The sequence below is a fragment of the Streptomyces sp. NPDC079141 genome, assembly GCF_040686775.1.
Lineage (GTDB): Bacteria > Actinomycetota > Actinomycetes > Streptomycetales > Streptomycetaceae > Streptomyces.
Map to the genome: position 1 here is coordinate 116900 of NZ_JBFBLP010000006.1, position 24717 is coordinate 141616.

20 protein-coding genes and 2 tRNA genes are annotated in these 24717 nt (G+C 70.7%); 4 read left to right on the forward strand and 18 right to left on the reverse strand.

Annotated features, from left to right (window positions below; all coding sequences use genetic code 11):
* Window positions 1-2: 2 nt before the first annotated feature.
* Window positions 3-1877, reverse strand: a complete 1875-nt coding sequence (locus tag AB0Q90_RS19105; RefSeq protein ID WP_363160188.1) for an AMP-dependent synthetase/ligase — start codon at window positions 1875-1877, stop codon at window positions 3-5.
* Window positions 1878-2128: 251 nt separating this feature from the next.
* Window positions 2129-3997: a translation elongation factor 4 gene (lepA, locus tag AB0Q90_RS19110; RefSeq protein ID WP_363160189.1), complete on the reverse strand. Its 1869-nt coding sequence runs from the start codon at window positions 3995-3997 to the stop codon at window positions 2129-2131.
* A 230-nt stretch (window positions 3998-4227) separates the two neighbouring features.
* Between lepA and rpsT the strand changes: the two genes are divergently transcribed.
* Complete coding sequence (gene rpsT, locus AB0Q90_RS19115) at window positions 4228-4494, forward strand: 30S ribosomal protein S20 (protein WP_015660447.1); 267 nt, start codon at window positions 4228-4230, stop codon at window positions 4492-4494.
* Between the two features lie 224 nt (window positions 4495-4718).
* Here rpsT and AB0Q90_RS19120 read toward each other — a convergent pair whose 3' ends face one another.
* From AB0Q90_RS19120 to leuS, 10 genes are all read right to left on the reverse strand, one after another.
* Window positions 4719-5114, reverse strand: a complete 396-nt coding sequence (locus AB0Q90_RS19120; RefSeq protein WP_363160190.1) for a nuclear transport factor 2 family protein — start codon at window positions 5112-5114, stop codon at window positions 4719-4721.
* 144 nt (window positions 5115-5258) lie between these two features.
* The gene (gene holA / locus AB0Q90_RS19125) at window positions 5259-6248 is read right to left on the reverse strand and encodes a DNA polymerase III subunit delta (protein ID WP_363160191.1); all 990 of its coding nucleotides are present in this window, start codon (window positions 6246-6248) and stop codon (window positions 5259-5261) included.
* Between the two features lie 54 nt (window positions 6249-6302).
* Window positions 6303-6548, reverse strand: coding sequence for a hypothetical protein (locus AB0Q90_RS19130; RefSeq protein ID WP_363160192.1), 246 nt, complete (start codon window positions 6546-6548; stop codon window positions 6303-6305).
* Between the two features lie 42 nt (window positions 6549-6590).
* Complete coding sequence (locus tag AB0Q90_RS19135) at window positions 6591-7472, reverse strand: YceI family protein (protein ID WP_363160362.1); 882 nt, start codon at window positions 7470-7472, stop codon at window positions 6591-6593.
* Between the two features lie 185 nt (window positions 7473-7657).
* A complete protein-coding gene (locus tag AB0Q90_RS19140) occupies window positions 7658-8497 on the reverse strand; it encodes an arylamine N-acetyltransferase (protein ID WP_363160193.1) in 840 nt (279 codons plus the stop codon).
* A gap of 4 nt (window positions 8498-8501) precedes the next feature.
* The gene (locus tag AB0Q90_RS19145) at window positions 8502-11030 is read right to left on the reverse strand and encodes a ComEC/Rec2 family competence protein (RefSeq protein WP_363160194.1); all 2529 of its coding nucleotides are present in this window, start codon (window positions 11028-11030) and stop codon (window positions 8502-8504) included.
* On the reverse strand, window positions 11027-12082 hold the full coding sequence (locus AB0Q90_RS19150) for a ComEA family DNA-binding protein (protein WP_363160195.1): 1056 nt from the start codon (window positions 12080-12082) through the stop codon (window positions 11027-11029). Before AB0Q90_RS19150 ends, AB0Q90_RS19145 begins: the two co-directional genes overlap by 4 nt.
* A 117-nt stretch (window positions 12083-12199) precedes the next feature.
* Window positions 12200-13045, reverse strand: coding sequence for a DegV family protein (locus tag AB0Q90_RS19155; RefSeq protein WP_363160196.1), 846 nt, complete (start codon window positions 13043-13045; stop codon window positions 12200-12202).
* Window positions 13046-13116: 71 nt separating this feature from the next.
* Window positions 13117-13851, reverse strand: a complete 735-nt coding sequence (locus AB0Q90_RS19160; protein ID WP_363160197.1) for a hypothetical protein — start codon at window positions 13849-13851, stop codon at window positions 13117-13119.
* A 121-nt stretch (window positions 13852-13972) separates the two neighbouring features.
* Window positions 13973-16843, reverse strand: a complete 2871-nt coding sequence (gene leuS / locus AB0Q90_RS19165) for a leucine--tRNA ligase (RefSeq protein WP_363160198.1) — start codon at window positions 16841-16843, stop codon at window positions 13973-13975.
* A gap of 426 nt (window positions 16844-17269) precedes the next feature.
* Between leuS and AB0Q90_RS19170 the strand changes: the two genes are divergently transcribed.
* Complete coding sequence (locus AB0Q90_RS19170) at window positions 17270-18523, forward strand: cytochrome b/b6 domain-containing protein (protein WP_363160199.1); 1254 nt, start codon at window positions 17270-17272, stop codon at window positions 18521-18523.
* Window positions 18520-20130 carry an NADH-ubiquinone oxidoreductase-F iron-sulfur binding region domain-containing protein gene (locus AB0Q90_RS19175; protein ID WP_363160200.1) on the forward strand — a complete coding sequence of 537 codons (1611 nt, stop codon included), beginning with the start codon at window positions 18520-18522 and terminating at the stop codon, window positions 20128-20130. Before AB0Q90_RS19170 ends, AB0Q90_RS19175 begins: the two co-directional genes overlap by 4 nt.
* 104 nt (window positions 20131-20234) lie before the next feature.
* On the opposite strand, the gene AB0Q90_RS19180 is transcribed toward AB0Q90_RS19175, so the two are convergent.
* From AB0Q90_RS19180 to AB0Q90_RS19190, 3 genes are all read right to left on the reverse strand, one after another.
* A tRNA-Ala gene (locus AB0Q90_RS19180) sits at window positions 20235-20307 on the reverse strand.
* A gap of 119 nt (window positions 20308-20426) precedes the next feature.
* Entirely contained in the window at window positions 20427-20660 is a 234-nt protein-coding gene (locus tag AB0Q90_RS19185) for a hypothetical protein (protein WP_003976229.1), read from the reverse strand.
* Window positions 20661-20906: 246 nt separating this feature from the next.
* Window positions 20907-22271 carry an MFS transporter gene (locus tag AB0Q90_RS19190; protein ID WP_363160363.1) on the reverse strand — a complete coding sequence of 455 codons (1365 nt, stop codon included), beginning with the start codon at window positions 22269-22271 and terminating at the stop codon, window positions 20907-20909.
* A gap of 214 nt (window positions 22272-22485) precedes the next feature.
* Between AB0Q90_RS19190 and AB0Q90_RS19195 the strand changes: the two genes are divergently transcribed.
* The gene (locus AB0Q90_RS19195; protein WP_363160364.1) at window positions 22486-23346 is read left to right on the forward strand and encodes a helix-turn-helix transcriptional regulator; all 861 of its coding nucleotides are present in this window, start codon (window positions 22486-22488) and stop codon (window positions 23344-23346) included.
* A gap of 36 nt (window positions 23347-23382) precedes the next feature.
* On the opposite strand, the gene AB0Q90_RS19200 is transcribed toward AB0Q90_RS19195, so the two are convergent.
* The 3 genes from AB0Q90_RS19200 to rsfS form a co-directional block, all read right to left on the reverse strand.
* Window positions 23383-23455, reverse strand: a tRNA-Ala gene (locus AB0Q90_RS19200).
* Between the two features lie 115 nt (window positions 23456-23570).
* Window positions 23571-24242: a histidine phosphatase family protein gene (locus AB0Q90_RS19205; RefSeq protein WP_363160201.1), complete on the reverse strand. Its 672-nt coding sequence runs from the start codon at window positions 24240-24242 to the stop codon at window positions 23571-23573.
* On the reverse strand, window positions 24239-24685 hold the full coding sequence (gene rsfS, locus AB0Q90_RS19210) for a ribosome silencing factor (RefSeq protein WP_363160202.1): 447 nt from the start codon (window positions 24683-24685) through the stop codon (window positions 24239-24241). Before rsfS ends, AB0Q90_RS19205 begins: the two co-directional genes overlap by 4 nt.
* Between the last annotated feature and the right edge of the window lie 32 nt (window positions 24686-24717).

Below are 24717 nucleotides of genomic sequence, written 5' to 3' on the forward strand. Positions count from 1 at the left end.
CCCTACGCCTCGCGCGACCCCTCGTACATCTCGTCGATGAGGTGCTTGTACTCCCGCTCCACAACCGGCCGCTTCAGCTTCAGGCTCGGCGTGATCTCCCCGTGCTCCACGTCGAGGTCCCGCGGCAGCAGCCGGAACTTCTTGATGGTCTGCCACTTCTGGAGCCCGGAGTTGAGCTGCTGGACGTAGCCGTCGACCATCTCCACCGTGGCCGGCGCCGCGACGATCTCGGCGTACGGCTTGCCGCCGAGCCCGTTCTCCTCGGCCCACGCCAGGATGGACACCTCGTCGAGCGCGATGAGCGCCGTGCAGAAGTTCCGGTCGGCGCCGTGGACCAGGATGTTGGAGACGTACGGGCACACCGCCTTGAATTGTCCCTCGACCTCGGCGGGCGCGATGTACTTGCCGCCGGAGGTCTTGATCAGGTCCTTCTTGCGGTCGGTGATCCGCAGGTACCCGTCCGGGGAGAGCTCCCCGATGTCCCCGGTGTGGAACCAGCCGTCGGCCTCCAGCACCTCGGCGGTCTTCTCGGGCAGCCCGTGATAGCCCTCCATGATCCCGGGACCGCGCAGCAGGATCTCGCCGTCGTCCGCGATGCGCACCTCGGTGCCGGGCAGCGGCTTGCCGACCGTGCCGGTGCGGTAGGCCTCACCGGGGTTCACGAAGGAGGCCGCGGAGGACTCGGTCAGGCCGTAGCCCTCCAGGATGTGAATCCCGGCGCCGGCGAAGAAGTAGCCGATCTCCGGCGCGAGTGCCGCGCTGCCCGAGACGCACGCCCGCAGGTTGCCGCCGAAGGCCTCGCGGATCTTGGCGTAGACGAGCGCGTCGGCGACCTTGTGCTTGGCGCCGAGCCCGAAGGGGACGGAGGCCGTGCCGGTGCGCCGGAAGTTGTCCTGGCTGACCTTGGCGTACTCGCGGGAGAGTCCGGCGGCCCACTGGAAGATCTTGTACTTGGCGCCGCCGCCCGCACGGGCCTTGGCGGCGACCCCGTTGTAGACCTTCTCGAAGATGCGCGGCACGGCAGCCATGTACGTCGGCTGGACGACCGGCAGGTTCTCGATGATCTTGTCGACGCGGCCGTCGACGGCGGTGACGTGCCCGACCTCGATCTGGCCGGAGGTGAGCACCTTGCCGAAGACGTGCGCGAGCGGCAGCCACAGGTACTGGATGTCGTCCGGGCCGACCAGCCCGGTCGCCGCGATCGCCTTCGCCATGTACGCCCAGTTGTCGTGCGGCAGGCGCACGCCCTTGGGGCGGCCGGTGGTGCCGGAGGTGTAGATCAGCGTGGCGAGCTGGTCCTTGGTGATCGCGCCGACCCGCTCCTTGATCAGGTCGGGGTCCTTCTCCAGCCGGGCGGCGCCGCGCTTCTCCAGCTCGTCCAGGGTGAGGATCCAGTCGGCGGTCTCGACGCCGGCCGGGTCGATCACCACGACATGCGTGAGGTCGGGCAGCTCGGCGCGCTTCTCGACCGCCTTGGCCAGCTGGGCGGCGTCCTCGGCGATCAGCACCCGGCTGTCGGAGTCGGCCAGGATGAACGCCGACTCGTCCGCGTTGGTCTGCGGGTACACGGTCGTGGTGGCCGCGCCGGCGCACATGATGCCGAGGTCGGCGAGGATCCACTCGAACCGGGTCGAGGAGGCCAGCGCCACCCGCTGCTCGGGCTGGACCCCCAGTTCGATGAGGCCGGCCGCGATGGCGTAGACCCGCTCGGCGGCCTGGGCCCAGCTCAGCGACTTCCAGTCGTCGGGGCCCTCCCCCGAGGTCGGTGCTACGGGGTAGCGGTAGGCCTCGGCGTCCGGCGTAGCCGCCACGCGCTCCAGGAAGAGGGCCGCCACGCTCGGCGGACGGTTCTCGATCAAAGTCTGTGTGTCGCTCACGACATCCTCCGGGGCCCGCGACGATGCGGCTGGCTCAGGGTGCGGCTGGTTCCACTCGCGCGCCGTTGTTTAACTCGCGAGTAACTATCGAGCAGGGATCAGGGTAAGGCGCGACCGGCCTCGGCGTAAGAGCCCGCGCCCTGTCACTTCGTACAGAGAGCTACCCCGTACATGCGCAGAGGCCCGCCGCACTTTCGTACGACGGACCCCTCGATGACCGTTTTGCCGGAGCGACCTGAGGTAACCCGCGGTTACTTCTTGCCCTTCGCCGATCCCGCGCTGTCATCACTGCTCAGTACGGCGATGAAGGCTTCCTGCGGAACTTCCACGGAACCCACCATCTTCATCCGCTTCTTGCCCTCCTTCTGCTTCTCCAGCAGCTTCCGCTTACGCGAGATGTCACCGCCGTAGCACTTGGCGAGGACGTCCTTGCGGATGGCGCGGATGGTCTCGCGGGCGATGACCCGGGAGCCGATGGCGGCCTGGATGGGCACCTCGAAGGCCTGCCGCGGGATGAGCTCGCGCAGCTTGGCGACGAGCCGCACGCCGTAGGCGTACGCCGCGTCCTTGTGCGTGATCGCGGAGAAGGCGTCGACCTTGTCGCCGTGCAGCAGGATGTCGACCTTCACCAGGCTGGAGGTCTGCTCGCCGGTGGGCTCGTAGTCCAGCGACGCGTAGCCACGCGTCTTCGACTTCAGCTGGTCGAAGAAGTCGAAGACGATCTCGGCGAGCGGCAGGGTGTAGCGGATCTCGACCCGGTCCTCGGAGAGGTAGTCCATGCCGAGGAGGGTGCCGCGCCGGGTCTGGCACAGCTCCATGATCGAGCCGATGAACTCGGTGGGCGCGAGGATCGTGGCGCGCACGACCGGCTCGTACACCTCGTTGATCTTGCCCTCGGGGAACTCGCTCGGGTTGGTGACGGTGTGCTCGCTGCCGTCCTCCATCACCACCCGGTAGACCACGTTCGGCGCGGTGGCGATCAGGTCGAGACCGAACTCGCGCTCCAGCCGCTCCCGGATCACGTCCAGGTGCAGCAGGCCGAGGAAGCCGACGCGGAAGCCGAAGCCGAGGGCCGCGGAGGTCTCCGGCTCGTAGACGAGGGCGGCGTCGTTGAGCTGGAGCTTGTCCAGGGCCTCGCGCAGCTCGGGGTAGTCGGAGCCGTCCAGCGGATACAGACCGGAGAAGACCATCGGCTTCGGGTCCTTGTAGCCGCCGAGGGCTTCCGTCGCGCCCTTGTGCTGGCTGGTGACGGTGTCACCGACCTTGGACTGGCGGACGTCCTTCACACCGGTGATCAGGTAGCCCACCTCGCCGACGCCGAGACCGTCGGCGCCCAGCATCTCGGGCGAGTTCGTCCCGATCTCCAGCAGCTCGTGGGTGGCGCCCGTCGACATCATCCTGATGCGCTCGCGCTTGTTGAGCTGGCCGTCGATGACACGGACGTACGTCACGACACCGCGGTAGGAGTCGTAGACCGAGTCGAAGATCATGGCGCGCGCGGGCGCGTCCTTGACGCCGACCGGCGCGGGGACCTCGGCGACGACCTTGTCGAGCAGCGCGTCGACGCCCACACCGGTCTTCGCGGAGACCCGGAGCACATCGGACGGGTCGCAGCCGACCAGGTTGGCGAGCTCCTCGGCGAACTTCTCGGGCTGCGCCGCCGGCAGGTCGATCTTGTTCAGTACGGGGATGATCGTGAGGTCGTTCTCCATCGCCAGGTACAGGTTGGCGAGGGTCTGGGCCTCGATGCCCTGGGCCGCGTCAACGAGGAGGACCGTCCCCTCGCAGGCGGCGAGCGACCGGGAGACCTCGTAGGTGAAGTCGACGTGCCCCGGGGTGTCGATCATGTTGAGGATGTGCGTGTTGCCCGGGTCCGTGGTGGGGGCCCAGGGCAGACGCACGGCCTGGGACTTGATCGTGATACCGCGCTCGCGCTCGATGTCCATGCGGTCGAGGTACTGAGCGCGCATCTGCCGCTGCTCGACCACGCCGGTCAGCTGGAGCATCCGGTCGGCGAGTGTGGACTTGCCGTGGTCGATGTGCGCGATGATGCAGAAATTGCGGATCAGAGCCGGGTCGGTACGGCTCGGCTCGGGCACATTGTTAGGGGTCGCGGGCACGCAGGGTCCTGTCTCTTGAGGCGCCTTGTGCCTCGGGTCGGATCGATACGTAGCCTCCATGGTCCCACGGCCGGGGACCGGCGGCCGGTTTGGGCCAGCTGGCGGGCCGCTGGTAGTGTGGGGGGCTGTGTCTCATGCCCTCTCAGCGCGAGGCACGACTCCAAGAAATCACCTGGCACGGGACCCGGGATTCCTCCTGGCCCCGCGCCTGAACCTGAAAAGGCTCATTCGTGGCGAACATCAAGTCCCAGATCAAGCGGATCAAGACCAACGAGAAGGCGCGGCTGCGCAACAAGGCCGTCAAGTCCTCCCTGAAGACCGCGATCCGCAAGGCCCGTGAGGCTGCTGCCGCGGGTGACGTCGAGAAGGCCACCGAGTACCAGCGCGCTGCCGCGCGTCAGCTCGACAAGGCCGTCTCGAAGGGCGTCATCCACAAGAACCAGGCCGCCAACAAGAAGTCGGCGCTGGCTTCCAAGGTCGCGTCCCTCAAGGGCTGAACCTCTTCTTTGATCTGACCGGTCCTGCGGGACCGACCGCCGGAGGGACCCAGAGCGGGCCCTCTCTCATCCGCTCCCGTCCGGCACCCACGGATCCGCGCGCGGCCTGCGTTCGCCACGCGGGCGCGGATCCAGCAGCTTGAACCCGAAGGCCCCGGCCCCTCGCCCTTCCCCAGGGCGGGGCCGGGGCCTTCGGCTTGCCGGTTGTCTCTTGTCGTTGTCGCTCACGACCAGAAGTCGTTGGCCCTGTCGATGCTCTCGACGCACTCGTCGAGATCGGTGGCCTTGTCCCCGACGATCCGGAAGACGATGCATCCGGTCTCGTCGATGTGCTTGCCGTTGCGATCGGCCGTGAAGTGATGCACGGCGACGGCGTGCCCCCGGCCGTCGACGAGGATGTTCCGCAGGTCGACCTGCATGGTCCCGCCCGTCTCCGCGGCCAGCCGACCGTACATCTCGATGATCGCGTCCTGCCCCTTGTAGTCCCCCGAGAGCGGGTGGCTACCGGGCACATGTTGCGTACAGTCCGCCGACATCAGCCCGCGCAGGGTGTCCATGTCACCCCGTATGAAGGCCTCGTACCCCTTGCGGACGAGCTGCGCGTGCGGGTGTTCAGCCATGACCATCGCCGCCTTTCCGTTGCTTGGCGATATGTGGCTGGTAGTTCCGATTGTCCTCTGCGGGGGTGAAGGGGCTAGTGGATCACGGGGGGAGGACTGCTTCGGGGGTGAAGGGCTAGTGGATCACGGGGGAGGACTGCTGATTCACGTGCGCCCGCGCGACCGGGCCGCCCGCGCGATCGCCACGACGGCCTTCTCCAGGGCGTACTCGGGGTCGTCCCCGCCGCCCTTCACTCCGGCGTCGGCCTCGGCGACCGCCTGCAGGGCGACGGCCACCCCGTCCGGGGTCCACCCGCGCATCTGCTGCCGGACCCGGTCGATCTTCCAGGGCGGCATACCGAGCTCACGGGCCAGATCGGCCGGCCGGCCGCCCCGTGCCGACGACAGCTTCCCGATCGCCCGCACGCCCTGCGCCAGCGCGCTGGTGATCATCACCGGCGCCACGCCCGTGGCCAGCGACCACCGCAGCGCCTCCAGCGCCTCCGCGGCCCGCCCCTCGACGGCACGGTCGGCGACGGTGAAGCTCGACGCCTCGGCCCGCCCGGTGTAGTACCGCCCGACAACGGCTTCGTCGACGGTCCCCTCGACGTCGGCGACGAGCTGCGACACGGCGGAGGCCAGCTCGCGCAGATCGCTGCCGATGGCATCGACGAGCGCCTGGCAGGCCTCAGGGGTGGCGGACCTCCCGGCGGCCCGGAACTCCTGCCGCACAAAGGCCAGCCGATCCGCCGGCTTCGTCATCTTCGGGCAGGCGACCTCCCGGGCCCCCACCTTCCGCGCGGCGTCAAGGAGCTTCTTGCCCTTGACCCCACCGGCATGCAGCAGCACCAGGGTGATCTCCTCTGCGGGCGACCCCAGATACGCCTGCACGTCCTTGACGGTGTCGGCCGACAGATCCTGCGCATTGCGTACGACGACGACCTTGCGCTCCGCGAACAACGACGGGCTGGTCAGCTCGGCAAGCGTCCCCGGCTGCAACTGGTCCGGGGTCAGATCCCGCACATCCGTATCGGCGTCGGCGGCCTTCGCGGCGGCCACCACCTCCTGCACGGCCCGATCAAGCAGCAACTCCTCCTGCCCCACGGCAACCGTCACCGGGGCAAGCAGATCCTCATTCGCACTCTTCCTGGCCATCCCGACAAGCATGGCACGCCCCACCGACAACGCCGCCCCACCCGGCGACCGGCCCTACGGCTCCTCCCGCCAGCCGTCCCACTCCCCCGCGAACGCGTCCAGCTCGGCAGGATCGAGCCGCCCCTCGTCGTCCCGCACCACCACCAGCCACTGCGCGTCCTCCGCGTCGTCCTCCCCGGCCAACGCGTCCCGCACCAGCTGCGGCTCCTCGGCCAACCCGAACCGCTCCCCGAGCGCCTCGGCCACCTCCTCCGCGGCATCACGGTCGGGCAGCACCAGCACATGTCTCACATCGCTCACGGAGCCATTTTCCGGTACCCCGACCCCCGCCGAACGCGCAGGTCAGCCCTTCGGCACGAGCTGCACATCGAGGTCGACCCCAATACTCGGCCCCACCACCGCGATCCCCCGCGCCAGCATCGTCTGCCAGCTCACGGTGAAGTCGTCACGATGCAGCTCCGTCCGCGCCCGGCACGCCGCCCGCACCTCCCCCTCCATCCCGTTGCCGAGCCCGAGGTACTCCGTGTCGAGCGTGACCGTCCGCGTCACCCCGTGCAGCGACAGCGCCCCGGTCACGGCCCACCGGTTGCCGCCCTTGTGCACGAACCGTTCGCTGTAGAACTCCAGCGTCGGGAAGTGGGCGACGTCCAGAAAGTCCCCCGACCGCAGATGGTCGTCCCGCATCCGCACACCCGTGTCGATGGACGCCGCGTCGATCACCACATGCATCGCCGACTGCTCCACCCGGTCCGCGATCCGCACCGCCCCGGCGAAGGAGTTGAACCGCCCGTGAATCCGCGCCAACCCGATGTGCCGCGCGGTGAACCCGATCGAGGAATGCATCGGCTCGATCTCCCAGTCCCCCGGCGCCGGCAACTCCGGCAGCTGCGCGACCTGAAGCGTCACGTCCCCCAGCGAGGCGAGTGAGTCCTCCGCGACCATCGCCGTCGCCCGGTACGGCGTGTAGCCCTCGGCCGACACCGCGAGCCGGTACTCGCCCGCGGGCACCGTCGTCACGAACGAGCCGAAGGGATCCGTACCCCCGCTGACCACCTTGCGCCCCATGGCGTCACTGACCGCGAACTCGGCATGCCGCACCGGCTCGTTGGCAGGATCGAGCACCCGGCAGCTCAGCACCCCGGCACTCGGCGGCGTCGGCACCGCCGCCAGGGGACTCGTCCGGTTGACCCGGTTCGTTCGGTTTCCCAGCCAGCGGCCGATCATCTTCGACACCTCTGCACGAATCGACATTTCATCTGTTGCCGAAGATGCATTCGATCACTGTTGAGGCTTTCGAGGCAACACGGGCCCACATCACGGGAAACCAGCAGATGTGCTGGGACTACGTACGAGTAACCCGATCTGCCCGCTATGCACCTGCGGGCCCGTCTCGCCTCCCCCTCAGCCCCTCAGCTCGCTCGGTCGGCGCTCCTCACCACCGGAACCCGATCGAGCTCAACGCCGAACCGCTCCCGGTACACCGCCAGTACCTCCTCGTCCGTCCCCAGTTCCCGCTCCTCCCGCGCCCCGTCGGCCGCCGTCGCCTTGAACGTGCGCCCGCTGAGCGTGATCCTCCCTCCGTCCTCCGTCACCCGCGAACAGACCAGTGACCGCGTGAAGTGCGAGTTCGGCGACGTGCTGTGCCACCAGGCCCCGGCGACGAAGTCACCGAGCACCCGGGGCCGCGTCTCCAGCCGGTACTGCGGTCTGCCGTCCCTGATGACGTCCAGGTCCGCCGCCTCCGGCGCACGATGTCCGCCCCGCACCCCGGCCGCGTCCGGCCCCGCCTCCACGATCCGGAACGTGCCCCCGGGATCCACCTGCTCGCCCCGCGCCTCCAGCGCCAGCGGGTAGTGACTGTGGGCGCCGAACCCGACGTCGGCCAGCCACTCACCCCCGTCCACCGTCCGCACCCGCAGCGCGAGATGGTCGTACGGAATCCCCAGCCGCCCCTCCTCGACGTACACCCGTGCCGCCAGCAGCGCGACCTCGTAGCCGAGCGCCGCGAGCAACGCCCCGAACGCTCCGTTCAGTTCGTAACAGAACCCTCCCCTCCGCGCCCCCACCAGCTTGTCCACCAACCGCTTCTCCTCCAGCACGATCTCCTCGCCGAGGTGGATCGACAGATTCTCGAAGGGCACGGTCTGCAGGTGGCGCACATGCAGTTCGCGCAGCACGTCGACCGTCGGCCACGCCGGGTGCTCGACTCCCAGACGGCTCAGATAGGCATCAACCTGTGCGGAATTCATGACCTCAGTCTCGCGCCACTCGCAGCTCCCCGCCCTCACCCATGACGGCCAACGCCCCGTCCACGTCCGTCCTCAGCACCATCGCCCCCTGGGCCCGCAGCGCCGCGACCGTGCCGGGAGCCGGATGCCCGTACGGGTTGTCCGCACCGGCGGAGATCAGCGCCAGCCGCGGTGCCGCCGCGCGTATGAGGTCCGGATCCTGGTAGGCCGACCCGTGGTGGGCGACCTTGAGCACGTCCACCTCACCGATCAGCGCACCGGCCGGTGATCTCAACAGGGCCCGCTGGGCTGGGGGTTCCAGATCCCCGAGCAGCAGGAACCGCAGCCCGGCCACCTTCGCGAGCAGCGTGACGCTGGCGTCGTTCGGCCCCTCCGGCTCCGGCACCGGATGCGCCGGCGGCCACAGCACCTGCCAGGTCAGCGCCCCGGCCCGCCGCTGCTCTCCAGCGGCGGCGCGCATCACGGGAACGCCACGGGCGGCCGCCTGCCTGCGCACGAAATCGGCCTGGTCCTCGGGCTCTTCGTGCCCCGTCGTGCCGATCGCTCCCACGGCACGCCCCCGCAGCACCCCGGGCAGGCCCGCCACATGGTCGGCGTGGAAATGGGTCAGGACGACGAGGGGGATCCGCGTGATGCCGAGGGTGTGCAGGCAGTGGTCGACGAGCGTCGGATCGGGCCCGGCGTCCACGACCACACCGGTGCCCTCACCCGCCGCGAGCACCACCGCATCCCCCTGGCCCACGTCGCACATGGCCAGCCGCCACCCCGGCGGAGGCCAGCCCGTGACCACCCTGACCAGCGGCGGCGGCTGCACCACCGCCAGCACCAACAGCGCCGCGCAGCCCCCGCACCACCACGGGTGCCTGAGCAGCCGCCGGCCCACCAGCAGCACGGCCACCGTGACGAGGGCGAGCAGCGCCGCCCCGGCCCAGCTGCCCGGCCAGTCGACCCCGGCACCGGGCAGCGCCGCCCCGGTCCGGGCGGTGTCCGCGATCCATCCCGTGGGCCAACTCGCGCACCAGGCCAGCGCCTTGGCCACCGGCATCGCCACCGGCGCAGTCGCCAGCGCGGCGAACCCCAGCACTGTGGCCGGCGCGATCGCGAACTCCGCCAGCAGATTGCACGGCACGGCCACGAGACTCACCCGCGCCGACAGCACGGCCACCACCGGTGCGCACAGGGCCTGCGCGGCTGCCGCCGCGGCCACCGCCTCGGCCCACCGGGGCCCGAGTCCGCGCCGCTGCAGGGCCGCACTCCAGCGGGGCGCGAGCGTGAGGAGGGCTCCGGTGGCCAGGACGGAGAGCAGGAATCCGTAGCTGCGGGCCAGCCACGGGTCGACCAGTACGAGCAGCAGAACGGCCGTCGCCAGTGCCGGGACGAGGGACCGGCGCCGCCCGGTCGCGAGCGCGAGCAGCGCGACGGCCCCGCAGGCCGCGGCCCGCAGCACACTCGGATCCGGTCTGCACACGACGACGAACGCAAGCGTCAGCGCTCCGCCGGCCAACGCCGTGGTGCGCAGGGAGAGCCCGATCCGCGGCGCCAGACCACGGCGTTCGACGAGCCGGGCCGTCCCCGGCGGTCCGATGAGCAGCACGAGGATGATCGTGAGGTTGCTGCCCGAGACGGCAAGCGTATGGGCGAGGTCGGTCTCCTTGAACGCCTCGTCCAGCTCCGGTGTGATCCGCGAGGTGTCCCCGACGACCAGCCCCGGCAGCAGCGCCCGTGCGTCCGCCGGCAGTCCGTCGGTCGCCTCCCGCAGCCCGGCGCGCAGCCGGCCGGCGAACCGCTGCGCGGCCGACGCCGGAGCCACCACCTCGGGTGTCGCCCTGCCTCGCACGCGCAGCACGGCGGCGATCCGGTCACCGCCCGTTGTCGCGGGTGCCGCCCGCGCGGTCACCCGCAGCCGTGTCGACGGCAGCAGACCGAGCCAGGGCGACCCGCCGGACGCCTCGTCGGCACCGGGTCCCGGAGGCCGCGAGCCCACGTCCACGATCATCAGCACCGGCGTCCGGGTCACCGCCGCCGTACCGTCGACGGCCTCGACCCGGCGCACGTCCGCCTTGATCAGCACGGCGGCCGGGGCCGCGCGGTCCCCGCTGACGCGGGGCCGGGTGAGCCTCGGATCGGAGGTGACCTCGACCTCCGCGGTCACGGTGGCGTACTGCCTGGCCAGCCCGGGGACCGGTCCGCGGCGCAGATCGGCGCCGTGCAGCCCTGCCGAGGCGGCGGCCGCCGCGACACACAGCAGGACGGCGGCGACCGACACCCGCGGCCACCCGAGTCGGGTTGCGCGCCGCCCAGCCACCAACAGGGCCGCCGCCGCAACGAGGCACCCGACCACGACACCGACGCCCCAGCCGGGCGCTGCGTCCAACATCAGCGCCGCCGTCGCCCAGGCGGCTAGCGCCGGCGGCACGAGCCGCAGGTCCGTCGGTCCTTCCTGTCGCGGGTGAGAGGCGCCGAGGCGCTTTCCGGAGGCTGCGTGGACCGCTGTCCGGCTGCGCACGGCCGAGGCCGGAGGACCGCCCGTCATGGCCGTACGAGATTCCGCAGGTCGGCGAAGCGTCGGTCGCCGATGCCGTTGACCTCGCGCAGCTCGTCCACGGAGCGGAAGCCGCCGTGCCGGGTGCGGTGGTCGATGATGTGCTGGGCCAGGACCGGTCCGACGCCCGGCAGGGTGTCGAGCTGCTCCGCCGTGGCCGTGTTGAGGGAGACGGGCGCCGCGGGTGCCGCTCCCGCCACGCCCGTACCGCTCTGCGCCGGTACCTGGGCCGGGGCCGGGGCGCCGACCACGACCTGCTCACCGTCGACGAGGAAGCGTGCCCGGTTGAGCCCCTCCGTACTGGCGCCGGACCGCACCCCGCCGGCCGCGCGCAGTGCGTCGGCGACGCGGGAGCCCGCGGGCAGCCGCTGGATCCCCGGTTCGCGCACCTTGCCGCTGACGTCCACCACGATCTCGGCCCCGGCCGTCCCCGCGGCGGCCGCCGTGACTCCCGGCTCGGCCTCCTGACTCTGTGTCCCCTCTGGGTACGGAGCCGCCCGCACCAGCTCCGGCGGCCGCACGTCCTGCGTCCGGCCGGTCCAGAAGTGCTGAACGGCGAGGCCCGCGGCGGCGACGAGCAGCACCGTGAGCGCGACCACGCTGCGCCGCTCCAGCCCGCACCTCGTCTGCATCCACAACGGCATCCGCTCCCGCAGCGCGAGCCCGGCCCGCCCCCTCCAGTCGTTCGCCGGGTCAGCGGGTGCGAAGGAGTCCATCGCCCGGTCAGCAGGCGTAAAGGCCGGACGCTCGTCGGTGCGGTCTTCCACGACCAGGTCGGTGTCCGCCGGCTCCACTCCACCGGCGGTCGGGTGGGCGGCGCCGGCGGCCGGCTGCGGCGGTCCTTTGCCCGACTCCCTCTCCTCCCCGGCCCGTTCGCCGAAGAGCACCTGCGCGCGTCGGTGGAGTTCCTCGGCCTGCATGTACCGGTGCCGGGCCCGGCCGCGCGGTGCGGAACGGTGGTGTCGGGTGCGGACGTCGGAGCGGGGTCCGCGGCCCGGGCCGCTGGTCGCGGTCGCTGTGCGTGAGCGTGATCGAAGTGCCATGCGACGAGGATGGGACATCTCGACGATTCGCGATGATCTTGCTCAATTTCCGGGGATCGCCGCCCGGTTGTGGATAACTCGGTCACCCACACGGGTGGGAGGCATGGCCGGCGGAGTTCACCGCGGCGACACCACAACCCCCAGCAGCCCGGGCCCGGTGTGCGCCCCGATCACCGCCCCCACCTCGCTCACATGCAGGTCCGCCAGTCCCCGCACCCGCGCCCGCAGCCGGTCCGCCAGTGCCGACGCCCGGTCGGGGGCGGCGAGATGGTGCACGGCGATGTCGACCTGTGCGCTGCCGGCCCGGTCCGCGGCGATCTCCTCCAGGCGGGCGATCGCCTTCGACGCCGTCCGGACCTTCTCCAGCGGTTCGATTCGGCCACCGTTCAGCTGGAGCAGCGGCTTCACCGCGAGTGCGGAGCCGAGCAGGGCCTGGGCGGCGCCGATCCGGCCGCCGCGGCGCAGATAGTCGAGGGTGTCGACGTAGAAGTAGGCGGACGTGCTCGCGGCGCGCTTCTCCGCGGCGGTCACGGCCTCGTCCACCGTGCCGCCCGACTCCGCCACCTCGGCCGCGGCCAGCGCACAGAACCCGAGCGCCATCGCGATCATTCCGGTGTCCACCACCCGCACCGGCACCGGCGCCTCGCGGGCCGCCAGAACCGCGGCGTCGTATGTGCCGGACAGCTCGGCGGACAGATGCAGGGAGACGATGCCGGTGGCCCCGGATTCAGCCACCCTGCGGTACGTCTCCGCGAACTGCTGAGGGCTCGGGCGCGACGTCGTGACCGGGCGCCGCTTCTGCAGGGCCTGGGCCAGGGAACGGGTCGAGATCTCGGTGCCCTCTTCCAGGGCCTGGTCGCCGAGAACCACGGTCAGGGGCACCGCGGTGATGCCGTGGCGCTCCATCGTCCGCGGCGGCAGGTAGGCCGTTGAATCGGTGACGATCGCGACATGGCGGGACATGAGCTGGAGGTTACCTGGCGTAGCGCCCGGGCGGCAGCCCGGCCCCTCTCAGCTGTACGGCCGTGGCCGAATCAAGTCGTGCTCTCGGGGCGGCGGTTCTTCTGCCAGGGGTAGGCGGGACGCGGGTCCGGCGGGGTGATGGCGGGGCGCGTCGGTTCCTCGGCCGCCGGTGAGGGGCTGTCGGGCCAGGTCTGCCGGGCGGCGGGTGCCTCGGAAACCGGGGCCTCGGGCCACGGCGGCGGGGCGGAAGCCGGCGGCTCCTCCGTCGTCCAGTGCCGCAGGGCGCCGGCCTCCACGTCGATCTGCGCGCTCAGGGAGTCCAGGTCGTCGTCCGCGAAGCGGCGGGCGCGGTCCCGGGCCGCCCAGCGCAGCGAGTCCGCGGACCGGATGATCTGCTCGGTGCGCTCGCGCAGTCCGGGCAGCCGCTCGGCGAGCGTCGCCCGGTCCGGCTCGGCCTCCAGTCGCTTGAGCTCGTCGTCCAGTTCGTGACCGTGTGCGCTGAGCCGCTCGAACAGGCCGATGGACTCCTTCAGCGACTCGTCCTCGGCCACGCCCGCGTGCAGCGCGTCCTGGGTGGCGCGCATCGACGTGCGCAGCTTCAGCCGCAGCTGGGCCAGCTCGCCGGCGGCGCCGGGCTGGGCGAAGGACTTGGCCCGCAGGGTGTGGTCCTCGACCGTGCGGCGGGCCTGGGTGAGGGTGCGGTCCACCCCGCGCTTGGCGGCGCCGACCACCTTCACCGTGACATAGGCGCCGAGCACCAGGAAGAGGACGAAGAGCAGGGCAACGACGGCGAACACTGCTTCCACGACGCTCCTCCTCGGATCCACGGCGACACTCGCCGCGCCGCTCTTCCACGGTAAACGCAGCGGGCAGGCCCGGAGTTCCAGGAGAACCCCGAACCTGCCCGCACGGAACCCTTAGGGGGCCTTACGCCGGAACGATGTTCACCAGCTTCGGCGCCCGCACGATCACCTTGCGGATGCCCGCGCCGTCCAGCGCCGCCACGACCTTCTCGTCGGCCAGCGCGACCTTCTCCAGCTCCTCCTCGGAGATGGACGGCGCGACCTCCAGGCGGGCCTTGACCTTGCCCTTGATCTGGACCACGCAGGTCACCGTCTCGTCCACGACGTAGGCCGGGTCGGCGACGGGGAAGTCCCGGTGGACGACCGAGTCGGTGTGGCCCAGCTTGCGCCACAGCTCCTCGGCGATGTGCGGGGCCAGCGGCGCGACCATCAGCACCAGCGACTCGGCGACCGGGCGCGACACGGCGCCGCCCGCCTTGGTCAGGTGGTTGTTCAGCTCGGTGACCTTGGCGATGGCAGTGTTGAACCGCATGCCCTCCAGGTCCCCGCGCACCCCGTCGATGGCCTTGTGCAGGGCGCGCAGCGTCTCCTCGTCCGGCTCGGCGTCGACGACGGTGACCTCACCGGTCGTCTCGTCGACGACGTTGCGCCACAGCCGCTGCAGCAGCCGGAACTGGCCGACCACCGCGCGCGTGTCCCACGGCCGCGACACGTCCAGCGGGCCCATCGCCATCTCGTACAGACGCAGCGTGTCCGCGCCGTACTCGGCGGCGATCTCGTCCGGAGTGACGGCGTTCTTCAGGGACTTGCCCATCTTGCCCAGCAGACGGCTGACCTGCTCGCCCTCGTAGTAGTAGGCGCCGTCGCGCTCCTCCACCTCGGCGGCCGGCACCGCGATGCCACGGCTGTCGCGGTAGACGTAGGCCTGGATCATGCCCTGGTTGAACAGCTTGTGGAACGGCTCGGCCGACGAGACGTGCCCCAGGTCGAACAGGACCTTGGACCAGAAGCGCGCGTACAGCAGGTGCAGCACGGCGTGCTCGGCGCCGCCGACGTACAGGTCGACACCGCCGTGCGGCTGCCCCGCGCGCGGGCCCATCCAGTACTGCTCGATCTCGGGGTCGACCAGCTTCTCGCTGTTGTGCGGGTCCAGGTAGCGCAGCTCGTACCAGCAGGAACCGGCCCAGTTGGGCATGGTGTTGGTCTCGCGGCGGTACTTCTTCGGGCCGTCGCCCAGGTCCAGCGTGACGTTGACCCAGTCCTCGTTGCGCGACAGCGGCGTCTCGGGCTGGGTGTCGGCGTCGTCCGGGTCGAAGGTGCGCGGGCTGTAGTCCTCGACCTCGGGCAGCTCCAGCGGCAGCATCGACTCGGGCAGCGCGTGGGCGATGCCGTCCTCGTCGTAGACGATCGGGAAGGGCTCGCCCCAGTAGCGCTGGCGGCTGAACAGCCAGTCGCGCAGCCGGAAGTTGACGGTGCCCTCGCCGGTGCCGGTCCGCTCCAGCCACTCGGTGATACGGGCCTTGGCCTCGGCGACGCCCAGACCGTCCAGGGAGACACCCTCACCGGTGGAGTTGATGATCTTCGCGTCGTACGACCCGAAGGCGTCCTCCCACGTCGAGGTGTCCGTGCCCCGGCCGTCGGTCGGCTCGACGATGCAGACGATCGGCAGCTCGAAGGCGCGCGCGAACTCGAAGTCGCGCTGGTCGCCCGCGGGGACGGCCATGATCGCGCCGGTGCCGTAGCCCATCAGGACGTAGTCGGCGATGAAGACGGGGACCTGCTCGCCGTTGACCGGGTTGGTCGCGTACGCACCGATGAAGACGCCGGTCTTGTCCTTGGCCTCGGCCTGGCGCTCGACGTCCGACTTGGAGGCTGCCTGCGCGCGGTAGGCGGCGACGGCCTCGGCGGGGCTGGCGTGGCCGCCGGTCCAGACGTCGTGCGTGCCCTCGGGCCATTCCTGGGCCGTGAACTTCTCGACCAGCGGGTGCTCGGGGGCCAGCACCATGTAGCTCGCGCCGAACAGGGTGTCGGGGCGCGTGGTGAAGACCGTGATGCGCTCGCCGTCGATCGGGAAGTCGACGCGGGCGCCCTCGGAGCGGCCGATCCAGTTGCGCTGCTGCAGCTTGATGGCCTCGGGCCAGTCCAGCTCGTTCAGGTCGTCCAGCAGCCGGTCGGCGTAGGCGGTGATGCGCATGTTCCACTGGCGCAGCTTGGCCTTGAAGACCGGGAAGTTGCCGCGCTCGGAGCGGCCCTCGGCGGTGACCTCCTCGTTGGCCAGCACGGTGCCCAGGCCGGGGCACCAGTTGACCGGCGCGTCGGAGGCGTACGCCAGGCGGTACTCGCCCAGCACGTCGGCGCGCTCGGCGGCGGTCAGCTCGTTCCAGGAGCGCCCGCCGGGAACCCCGCGCTCACCGCTCTCGAACTGCGCGACCAGCTCGGAGATCGGGCGGGCCTTCTTCGCCTCGTCGTCGTACCAGGAGTTGAAGATCTGCAGGAAGATCCACTGGGTCCACTTGTAGTACTCCGGGTCGATCGTGGCGAACGACCGGCGCTTGTCGTGGCCCAGACCCAGCCGGCGCAGCTGGACCTTCATGTTCTCGATGTTGGCCTCGGTGGAGACACGCGGGTGCGTGCCGGTCTGCACGGCGTACTGCTCGGCGGGCAGGCCGAAGGCGTCGAAGCCCAGGGTGTGCAGGACGTTGTGGCCGGTCATCCGCTGGAACCGGGCGAATACATCGGTGGCGATGTAGCCCAGAGGGTGGCCGACGTGCAGGCCCGCGCCGGAGGGGTACGGGAACATGTCCATGATGAACTTCTTGGGCTTGGCGACCAGCTCGGGATCGCCCGCCAGGTCACCGCTCGGGTTCGGCGCCGCGTAGGTGCCGTCGGCGTCCCAGAAGTCCTGCCAGCGTGCCTCGATGTCGGCCGCCATGGTGGCCGTGTAGCGGTGCGGCGCGGCCACCTCGGTGGTGACAGCGGGGTTCGTCTCGCTCATGATCCTCAAAGCTCCATCGATCGTCTCTGCCAGCGGCTGCGACTTTCAAGAAACGAAAAATCCCCTCGCACAGGAGGGGACGCCGCGCCGATTCCGACCACTCGTTCCGACGGTGGTCGGTGCTGATCAGCGCGGCTCGCTAAGCAGAAGGCGTACGGCACGCATGGCGTCAGGGTACCGCAGCCGTCGAGGGGGCCGCGACGACGTTCCACGGGCGCACCGGACACCGCCGAGCCACTTGTGAAGATTCAGAAAACTTGAACAGCGTTCAATTATTACCCGGCGTAAGGGTCCCTAGCGGGACAACACCGGCCCCGCAAGGCCCGTAGATAACAACGCAATAACTCAAACGGCCTACTGCTCAGTTTGGAGCCACTTAGAGTGCGGCAGCGGGACCGCTTTACCGAACCGCTCGGAGTTGCCCCCATGAACCCTCGTCGCAGTACCAGCTCGCTCCCCAGGCCAGGCCGCTCGGCCTATGGGGCGGCGACGGCTGTCGTTCTGCTCCTCATACCCGTGACGGTGCTGGTCGGAGGTGACAGAGTCCGCGACTTCCTGAACTTCGGCGCGGGCGTCCTGTCCCTCGTATCGCTCAGCTGCTCGGTGATCTGGGGCCTCCTGGCCCAGGACCGGATCTTCCTCAACACCCGGCAGCGGATCATCGGACAGGCGGTGCACCGCACGACGGCGGTCGCCTCGATCGCGTTCCTCCTGTTGCACATCACGACCAAACTCGCGCTCGACCACACCGAGCTGATCGCCGCGGTGATCCCCTTCTCACTCGGCTTCACCGGCAGCGCGGGGCTGATCGGGCTCGGCTCCCTGGCCGGCCTGCTCATGATCTTCGTGGGCATCACCGGCGCCCTGCGCGGCGCCTTCGCCTCCCCCGCCCCCGTCGCGGCCCGCTGGCGCGCCATGCACATGCTGGCCTACCCGGCCTGGTGCGCCGCACTCGTCCACGGCCTGTACGCGGGCCGCGAGGCGAAGCCGATCTTCGTCATCCTCTACGGCCTCTCCCTGGCCGGCGTCACCGCCGCCCTGGCGCTGCGCGCGGCGCCCCGCCCGGTCAAGCGCCGAGTCGCCGACAAGATCGCGGCGCTCCTCGGGCCCGAGGAGCGGCCAGGCCGCGAGGAGCTGGACGCGAGCCGCGCGCGGGTGACCGAATCCGCGCTCCCCGGCTACGAGAGCGGGCGCACGGCGCCCTCCTACGACGCCCCCGCGCCGCCCGCCGCCGAGCCTGCGAACGGTTTCGCGGCCGCCTACCGCGCCGTCTCCACGCCGCAGCGCCCCGAGCAGTCCTTCGCCGCCGACCAGACGGCCCGCATGGACCTGCCGCTGGACATGCAGCCCACGGAGGCCATCCCGCGCATCGACGGCAGCACCTCGGGCAGCTGGCCGATCCCGTCGCCCCCGCCCGTCGGAGAGGCGCCCCCGTCCGCCTACGACCCCCTCAACGACACCGGATACAACATCCCCACCTATGACAATTCAGGCGTCGGCGGGTACGGCGGGAGTGATGTGTACGACACCGGTGAGTCGAACACCCTCTACGGCACGTACAACCCCAACGACACGTACAACAGCGGTCCCGCCACTGAAACACTGCCCGGCTCCTCCTACGACTTCGAGGCGCCGGGTTCGGGCGAACCTTGGAACACGCCTTCCGGAGGCTTTAAGTGAACGAGGCCCTGCCCGACGTACCCGAAGTCCGCGTGGTCGGTCTTCCTCAGCTCACGTCGGGCTTCGACCTTGTCGAAAGACTCGATCTGCCCATGCACCTGAAGGTGCACGGGCCGCTCGAACCGATGGGCGGCGAGCAGCTCGCGCAACTCGCCGAACGCATCAGCCTGAAGGGCCGCGGCGGCGCAGGCTTCCCCTTCCACAAGAAGCTGCGCTCGGTCGCCGAATCGGCGATCAAGCGCGGCGTACGGCCGGTCGTCGTCGTCAACGGCAGCGAGGACGAACCGGCCTGCCGCAAGGACACGGTGCTCATCAACCGCGCCCCGCACCTCATCCTGGACGGCGCACTGCTGTGCGCCGAGGCCCTGGGTGCCCGCACGCTCGTGGTGGGGGTCACCCGTGAGTCCACACAACGCTCCATGGAGGCCGCGCTCGCCGAGCGCGGCCTCAGCAACGGCCGCCGCTCGGCTCTACGCGCGCGCGTGCAGCGCAATCCGGTCCGCATGGTCACCGGAGCGGCGGCCTCGCTCATCCGGTCCATCGACGGCGGCCCGGCGATCCCGCCCGGCCGCAAGATCAGCGCCTCCAAGAGCGGCGTCGGCGGCGCGCCCACCCTGCTGTCCAACGCCGAGACGTTCGCCCAACTGGCGATCGCCGCCCGCATCGGCCCGGAGCGCTACGGCAACACCGGCCTGTACGACGAGCCCGGCACCGTCATGCTCACCGTCTCCGGCGCGGTCGCCCGCCCCATGGTGATCGAGGTCCCGACCGGCGTCCCCCTGCGCTACGTCCTTCAGCTCGCCGGCGCCCCGCCGGTCCCGCAGGGCGTGCTGACCGGCGGCTACCACGGCAAGTGGATCGACGCGGCGACGGTGAACGAGGCGATCGTCTCGCGCAACTCCCTGGACGCCGTGGGCGGTTCGCTCGGCGCGGGCGCCATCCTGCCGATCAGCCAGAACACCTGCCCGCTGGGCGAGTCGCTGCGCGTGGCGCAGTGGCTGGCCGAGGAGAGCGCGGGCCAGTGCGGCCCCTGCTACCTCGGCCTGCCGGCCGCCGCGCGCGGCCTGGAGGACATCCTCAACGGCGGCGGACCGGCCGCCCTTGAGGCGCTCAAGCAGGTCGCCAAGAACGTGAAGCGGCGCGGCGCGTGCTCACACCCCGACGGTTCCGCGATGTTCCTGGAATCGACCATCAAGGCGTTCACCGACGACCTCGCCGCGCACGTCCTCGGAAACGGCTGCGGACGACCCGTGGAGGGCGTTCTGCCGCTCTTCGAGGGCGGCAGGGGCCCGACGGGCATCCCGGGCGGCGGCGAGTCCGAGGAGAACGGCCCCAGCCGCCAGAAGATCTACGTCGACTGGACGCTGTGCCGGGGCCACGGCCTGTGCGCGGACATCCTTCCGGAGGTCTTCGAACTGGGCGCCGACGGCTTCCCGACCGTCGCCCAGGCCCAGGTGCCGCGCTATGCGGAGGCGAAGGCGCTGCGCGCGGTCCGCCGCTGCCCCGCGCTCGCCCTGCGCATCGAGGACCAGGCGGAGCGGGCCCCGTCCCGCAGCAACCTGCCGGTCCTGTCCCAGGGCCGCGGCCGCCGCGCCCTGGGCCGCTGAACCCACACCCACAGATCCAACAGATCCAACTGCCCCTGAAAGCAGGAGGATCGGGCACACAAAAAGATCCCGCCGGATCGAATCGATCCGGCGGGATCCTGCTGTGGAGCTAAGGAGAATTGAACTCCTGACCTCCTGCATGCCATGCAGGCGCTCTACCAACTGAGCTATAGCCCCTTGCTTTGGTCCGCCCGGTTTCCCCGGCGGCGACGCCAACATTACACGGTCCACCCGGTGCACCACCAAATCGTTTCCGTTCCGCCCGGAGACGGGGCAAATGTCCGATTTGGTGACGGTCACGCCGTGACGAAGGAATAGAAACGCTTGAGCGTGCAGTGCTCTTCGAGAAGCCGGCCGTAGATCGGCTCGCCTTCCAGTTCGCGGTACGTCTCGATCGGGTCGCCTTTTATGATCAGCGCCCGTGCGCATTCCTCGCACCAGTACTGGTAGTCCGGATTGACCGGCTCCATGTCACGGACGATCGGCGTTCCGCTGCCGCACCAGTCGCACTTCCGCCTGTGTGCACCCATCGATCAGCTCCAGCTGTGGCCGCAGGCCGTGCACACGTAGGAAATTCCGCCGTTGTCGCCAAGGACCTGGGCCACATGGGCGGATCCGCAGGAAGGGCAGCTGAGGCGAGTGACCGTATCCCGTGTCAACGCCGCGTCGAAGAGGTGACCGACCTCTTCGAGGATGCTCGCAGGCATCACTGCTCCCTCCCGTCGGGTCGCGCCCCCTTCCGGCCGTTTGATTCTGCCACGGCCGGACCAATACGGTCAGCGACGCCTCAGTACCAGTCCGGACACGGCAGCCGCCGTGGCCGTCCCGGCCAGCGCGAACATGCACGCCAAGAGCGCCTCCGCAGAGGTATACGCCCCGGAGGCCCCAAGTGACTCAAGCCGGTTCAGGAACAGTGTGCCGAACACCGCGACGCCGGTCAGCTGCCCGAGCTGGGTGACCGTGGCGAGCAGCCCGCTGGCGTCCGCCGCGTCCTCGGGCCGTACGCCGGCGAGCGCGCCCGTCAGCGTCGGACTGAAGCCGAGCGCGAGACCGGCCCCCACTCCGGCGTACGCGACGTAGACCAGTACTCCCCCGTCGCCTCCGCCGTCCAGCGTCAGGCCCACGCCCGCCACGGACAGCGCGGTGAGCCAGAACCCGGCAGCGGCCAGCCCGCGCTGCCAGGGCGCCGGCCACCTGCGCCAGGTCAGACCGACCAGGCCGAAGACCACGGCGGTCGGCGCGAAGGTGAGCCCCGCCCGCAGCGCGCTGTGACCGAGGCCGCCCTGGACGTGCAGGGTGAGCGCGAAGAGGAAGCCGCCGTTGACGGCCATCACCGCCAGGATGCGGAACACGGCCAGGCCCATGCCGGGGTGGCGCAGCACGCGGGGCGCGATCAGCGGCGTGCCGCCGTGCCGGGCCAGCCGGGACTCGTATCCGCAGAACAGCGCGAAAACCGCCACGGACGCCGTCAGCGACAGCCACGACCACAGCGGCCAGTCCTGCTCCTGCCCGAGCACCAGCGGCACCGTGAACAGCGACACGGCCGCCCCGAGCAGCACCAGGCCCGGCAGGTCGAGGCCGCGCCGCTGTCCCCGCTCCACGGCCGGGTCCGGCGGCAGGACGCGCCGGCCGACGGCCAACAGGACAGCGCCCACCGGCACGTTGACCAGGAAGACCGGCCGCCAGCCGGTACCGAACAGGTCGGCGCTGACCAGCACGCCGCCGAGCACCTGCCCGGCCGCGGCGCCGGTGGCGAGGACGGCGGTGTACGCGCCGAGCGCACGGACGCGGGCCTCGCCGGAGAACGTGCGCTGGATCAGGCTGAGCACCTGCGGGATCATCAGCGCCGAACCGGCGCCCTGCACCAGCCGGAACACGATCAGCTCGGTGGCACCCTGCGCCAGACCGCAGGCGAGCGAGGCCGCGGTGAACAGGGCGAGGCCGGCGAGATGGACCCGGCGGTGGCCGAGCCGCTCGCCGAGCCGGGCGCCGGTGATCAGCAACACCGAGTAGGTAATGGCGTATCCGGCGATGACCAGCTGCAGATCGGCGCCGGACGCGTGGAGTTCGGTGCCGATGGTGGGGGCCGCGACGTTCACGATGAACACGTCGAGCAGCGCCATGAACTGGGCGGCGAGCACCACCGCGAGCAGCGGCCGGGGCCGGTTGTCAGTGGCGGGTGCTTCACTGATCGCAGGACTTGAAACGGGTGCAGGACCCGGTCCCGTCTTGGAGGTTGTCGTCATGCCGTCGAGCCTGACGGCGCTCCGGTACGGGTGCCGAGTGCCCGCTGATGCTGGTACCGACAGCACCTGGCAGGGGACAGGTCCGACGTCGACGATGGGGGACGTGACGATGGAGACCGCACAGCGCCGCAGGCCCGAGCTCGCTGCCTTTCTGCGCACCCGGCGGGCCCGGGTGACACCGCAGGACGTCGGTATGCCACCGGGCTTACGACGCCGCACACCGGGCCTGCGCCGGGAGGAGGTCGCCCAGCTCTCGGGCGTGGGCGTCACCTGGTACACCTGGCTGGAACAGGGCCGGCCGATCAACGCCTCCGCGCAGGTCCTGGACGCCGTGGCCCGCACGCTGCGGCTCGATCCGCCGGAGCGGGAGCATCTGTACCACCTGGCCGAGGTGCCGTGCCCTCCGTCACCGCAGGCCGCCGTGCAGAGCGTGGGCCCGGAGATCCAGGGCATCCTCGACGCCCTCGACCCGCGTCCGGCCGTGGTCTACAACGCGCGCTACGACATCCTCGCCACCAACGGCTCCTATCGCGACGTGTTCGCCTACCCGGACCTTGAGCGCGCCGAGCGGGTGCACAACGCCCTGTGGACGCTGTTCACGACACCCGAGGAGGACTGCCCGCTGGTCTTCCGGGACGACGAGCTGCCGGTCATGGTGGCGACCATGCGCGCCTCCTACGGCCTCCATACCGGCGAGCCCGTCTGGGAGGACTTCATACGCAGGCTGTCCGCGGCGAGCCCGCTGTTCGCCCGGCTGTGGGAGAGCGGCGACGTGGCGCAGCCCGGACGGCGGGTGAAGGTCTTCCGGCACGCGGAGGCGGGCGAGCTGCGGATGACGTCGGTGTCCCTGTCGATCAACGGCATGCCGGAGTGCCGGATCGTCGTCTACACGCCGGACGACGAGGAGACGGAACGCAAGGCGGCCTGGCTGCACGAAAAATCCCGCCCCCTGGAGGGGACGGGATTCTGATCCGCTGATCTTTGACAACTCAAGAGTGTCGATCTGTGGAGCTAAGGAGAATTGAACTCCTGACCTCCTGCATGCCATGCAGGCGCTCTACCAACTGAGCTATAGCCCCTTGTGTTCTTCGTGTTCTTCCCGCTTGGCGGGCCGAACAAGAAGAACTTTAGCCTGCGACCTGCCGGAAAGTGAAATCCGGGTCCCGGGCCCGCCGCCGGGAGCGGTCGGGGCGGTCAGTCGTCGTCGCCGAGCACCGGCTCCGGCAGGGTGCCGGCGTTGTGCTCCAGCAGGCGCCAGCCGCGGGCGCCCTCGCCGAGGACGGACCAGCAGCAGTTGGAGAGGCCGCCGAGGCTCTCCCAGTGGTGCGGCTCAAGGCCGAGGAGACGGCCGATGGTGGTGCGGATCGTGCCGCCGTGGCTGACGACGACGAGGGTGCCGTCGTCGGGCAGCTTCTCGGCGTGCCGGAGCACGACGGGGGCGGCGCGGTCGGCGACCTCGGTCTCCAGCTCGCCGCCGCCGCGACGGATCGCCTCGCCGCGCTTCCACGCGGCGTACTCGTCGCCGTACCGGGCGATGATCTCCTCGTGCGTCAGACCCTGCCAGACGCCCGCGTAGGTCTCGCGCAGTCCCTCGTCGTGGGCGACCTCCAGGCCGGTGAGCAGGGCCAGCTCGGCGGCCGTGTTCGCGGCACGCTGGAGGTCGGAGGCGACGATCGCGTCCGGCTGCAGCGAGACGAGCAGCCGGGCGGCGCGGCGGGCCTGGGCGGTCCCGGCCTCGGTGAGGGCGACGTCGGTGGTGCCCTGGAAGCGGCGTTCCACGTTCCAGGAGGTCTGGCCGTGCCGCCACAGGATGACGCGGCGGCCCCGGCCCGGCTTGCCGCCGGTGACCTCGCCGGTGGCGCTCATCGCCACTCACCGTCCGGCTCGGCCGCCTCCTCGGCGGCCTGAAGCTTGGCGTGCTCCGCGGCCTTGCCCCGGGTGGCCTTGGCGTCGGCGGGCAGTTCGAGCTCGGGGCAGTCCTTCCACAGCCGCTCCAGGGCGTAGAAGACACGCTCCTCGCTGTGCTGCACGTGGACGACGATGTCGACGTAGTCGAGGAGGACCCAACGGGCCTCGCGGTCGCCCTCGCGGCGCACCGGCTTGGCGCCGAGCTCCTTCTGCAGCCGCTCCTCGATCTCGTCGACGATCGACTTGACCTGGCGGTCGTTGGGCGCGGAGGCGAGCAGGAAGGCGTCGGTGATCGACAGCACGTCGCTGACGTCGTAGGCGATGATGTCGTGCGCGAGCTTGTCGGCGGCCGCCTGAGCGGCGGTGTTGACGAGCTCAAGGGATCGGTCGGTGGCGGTCACTACAAGGCTTTCCGTCGGCGGTCACTTGACCT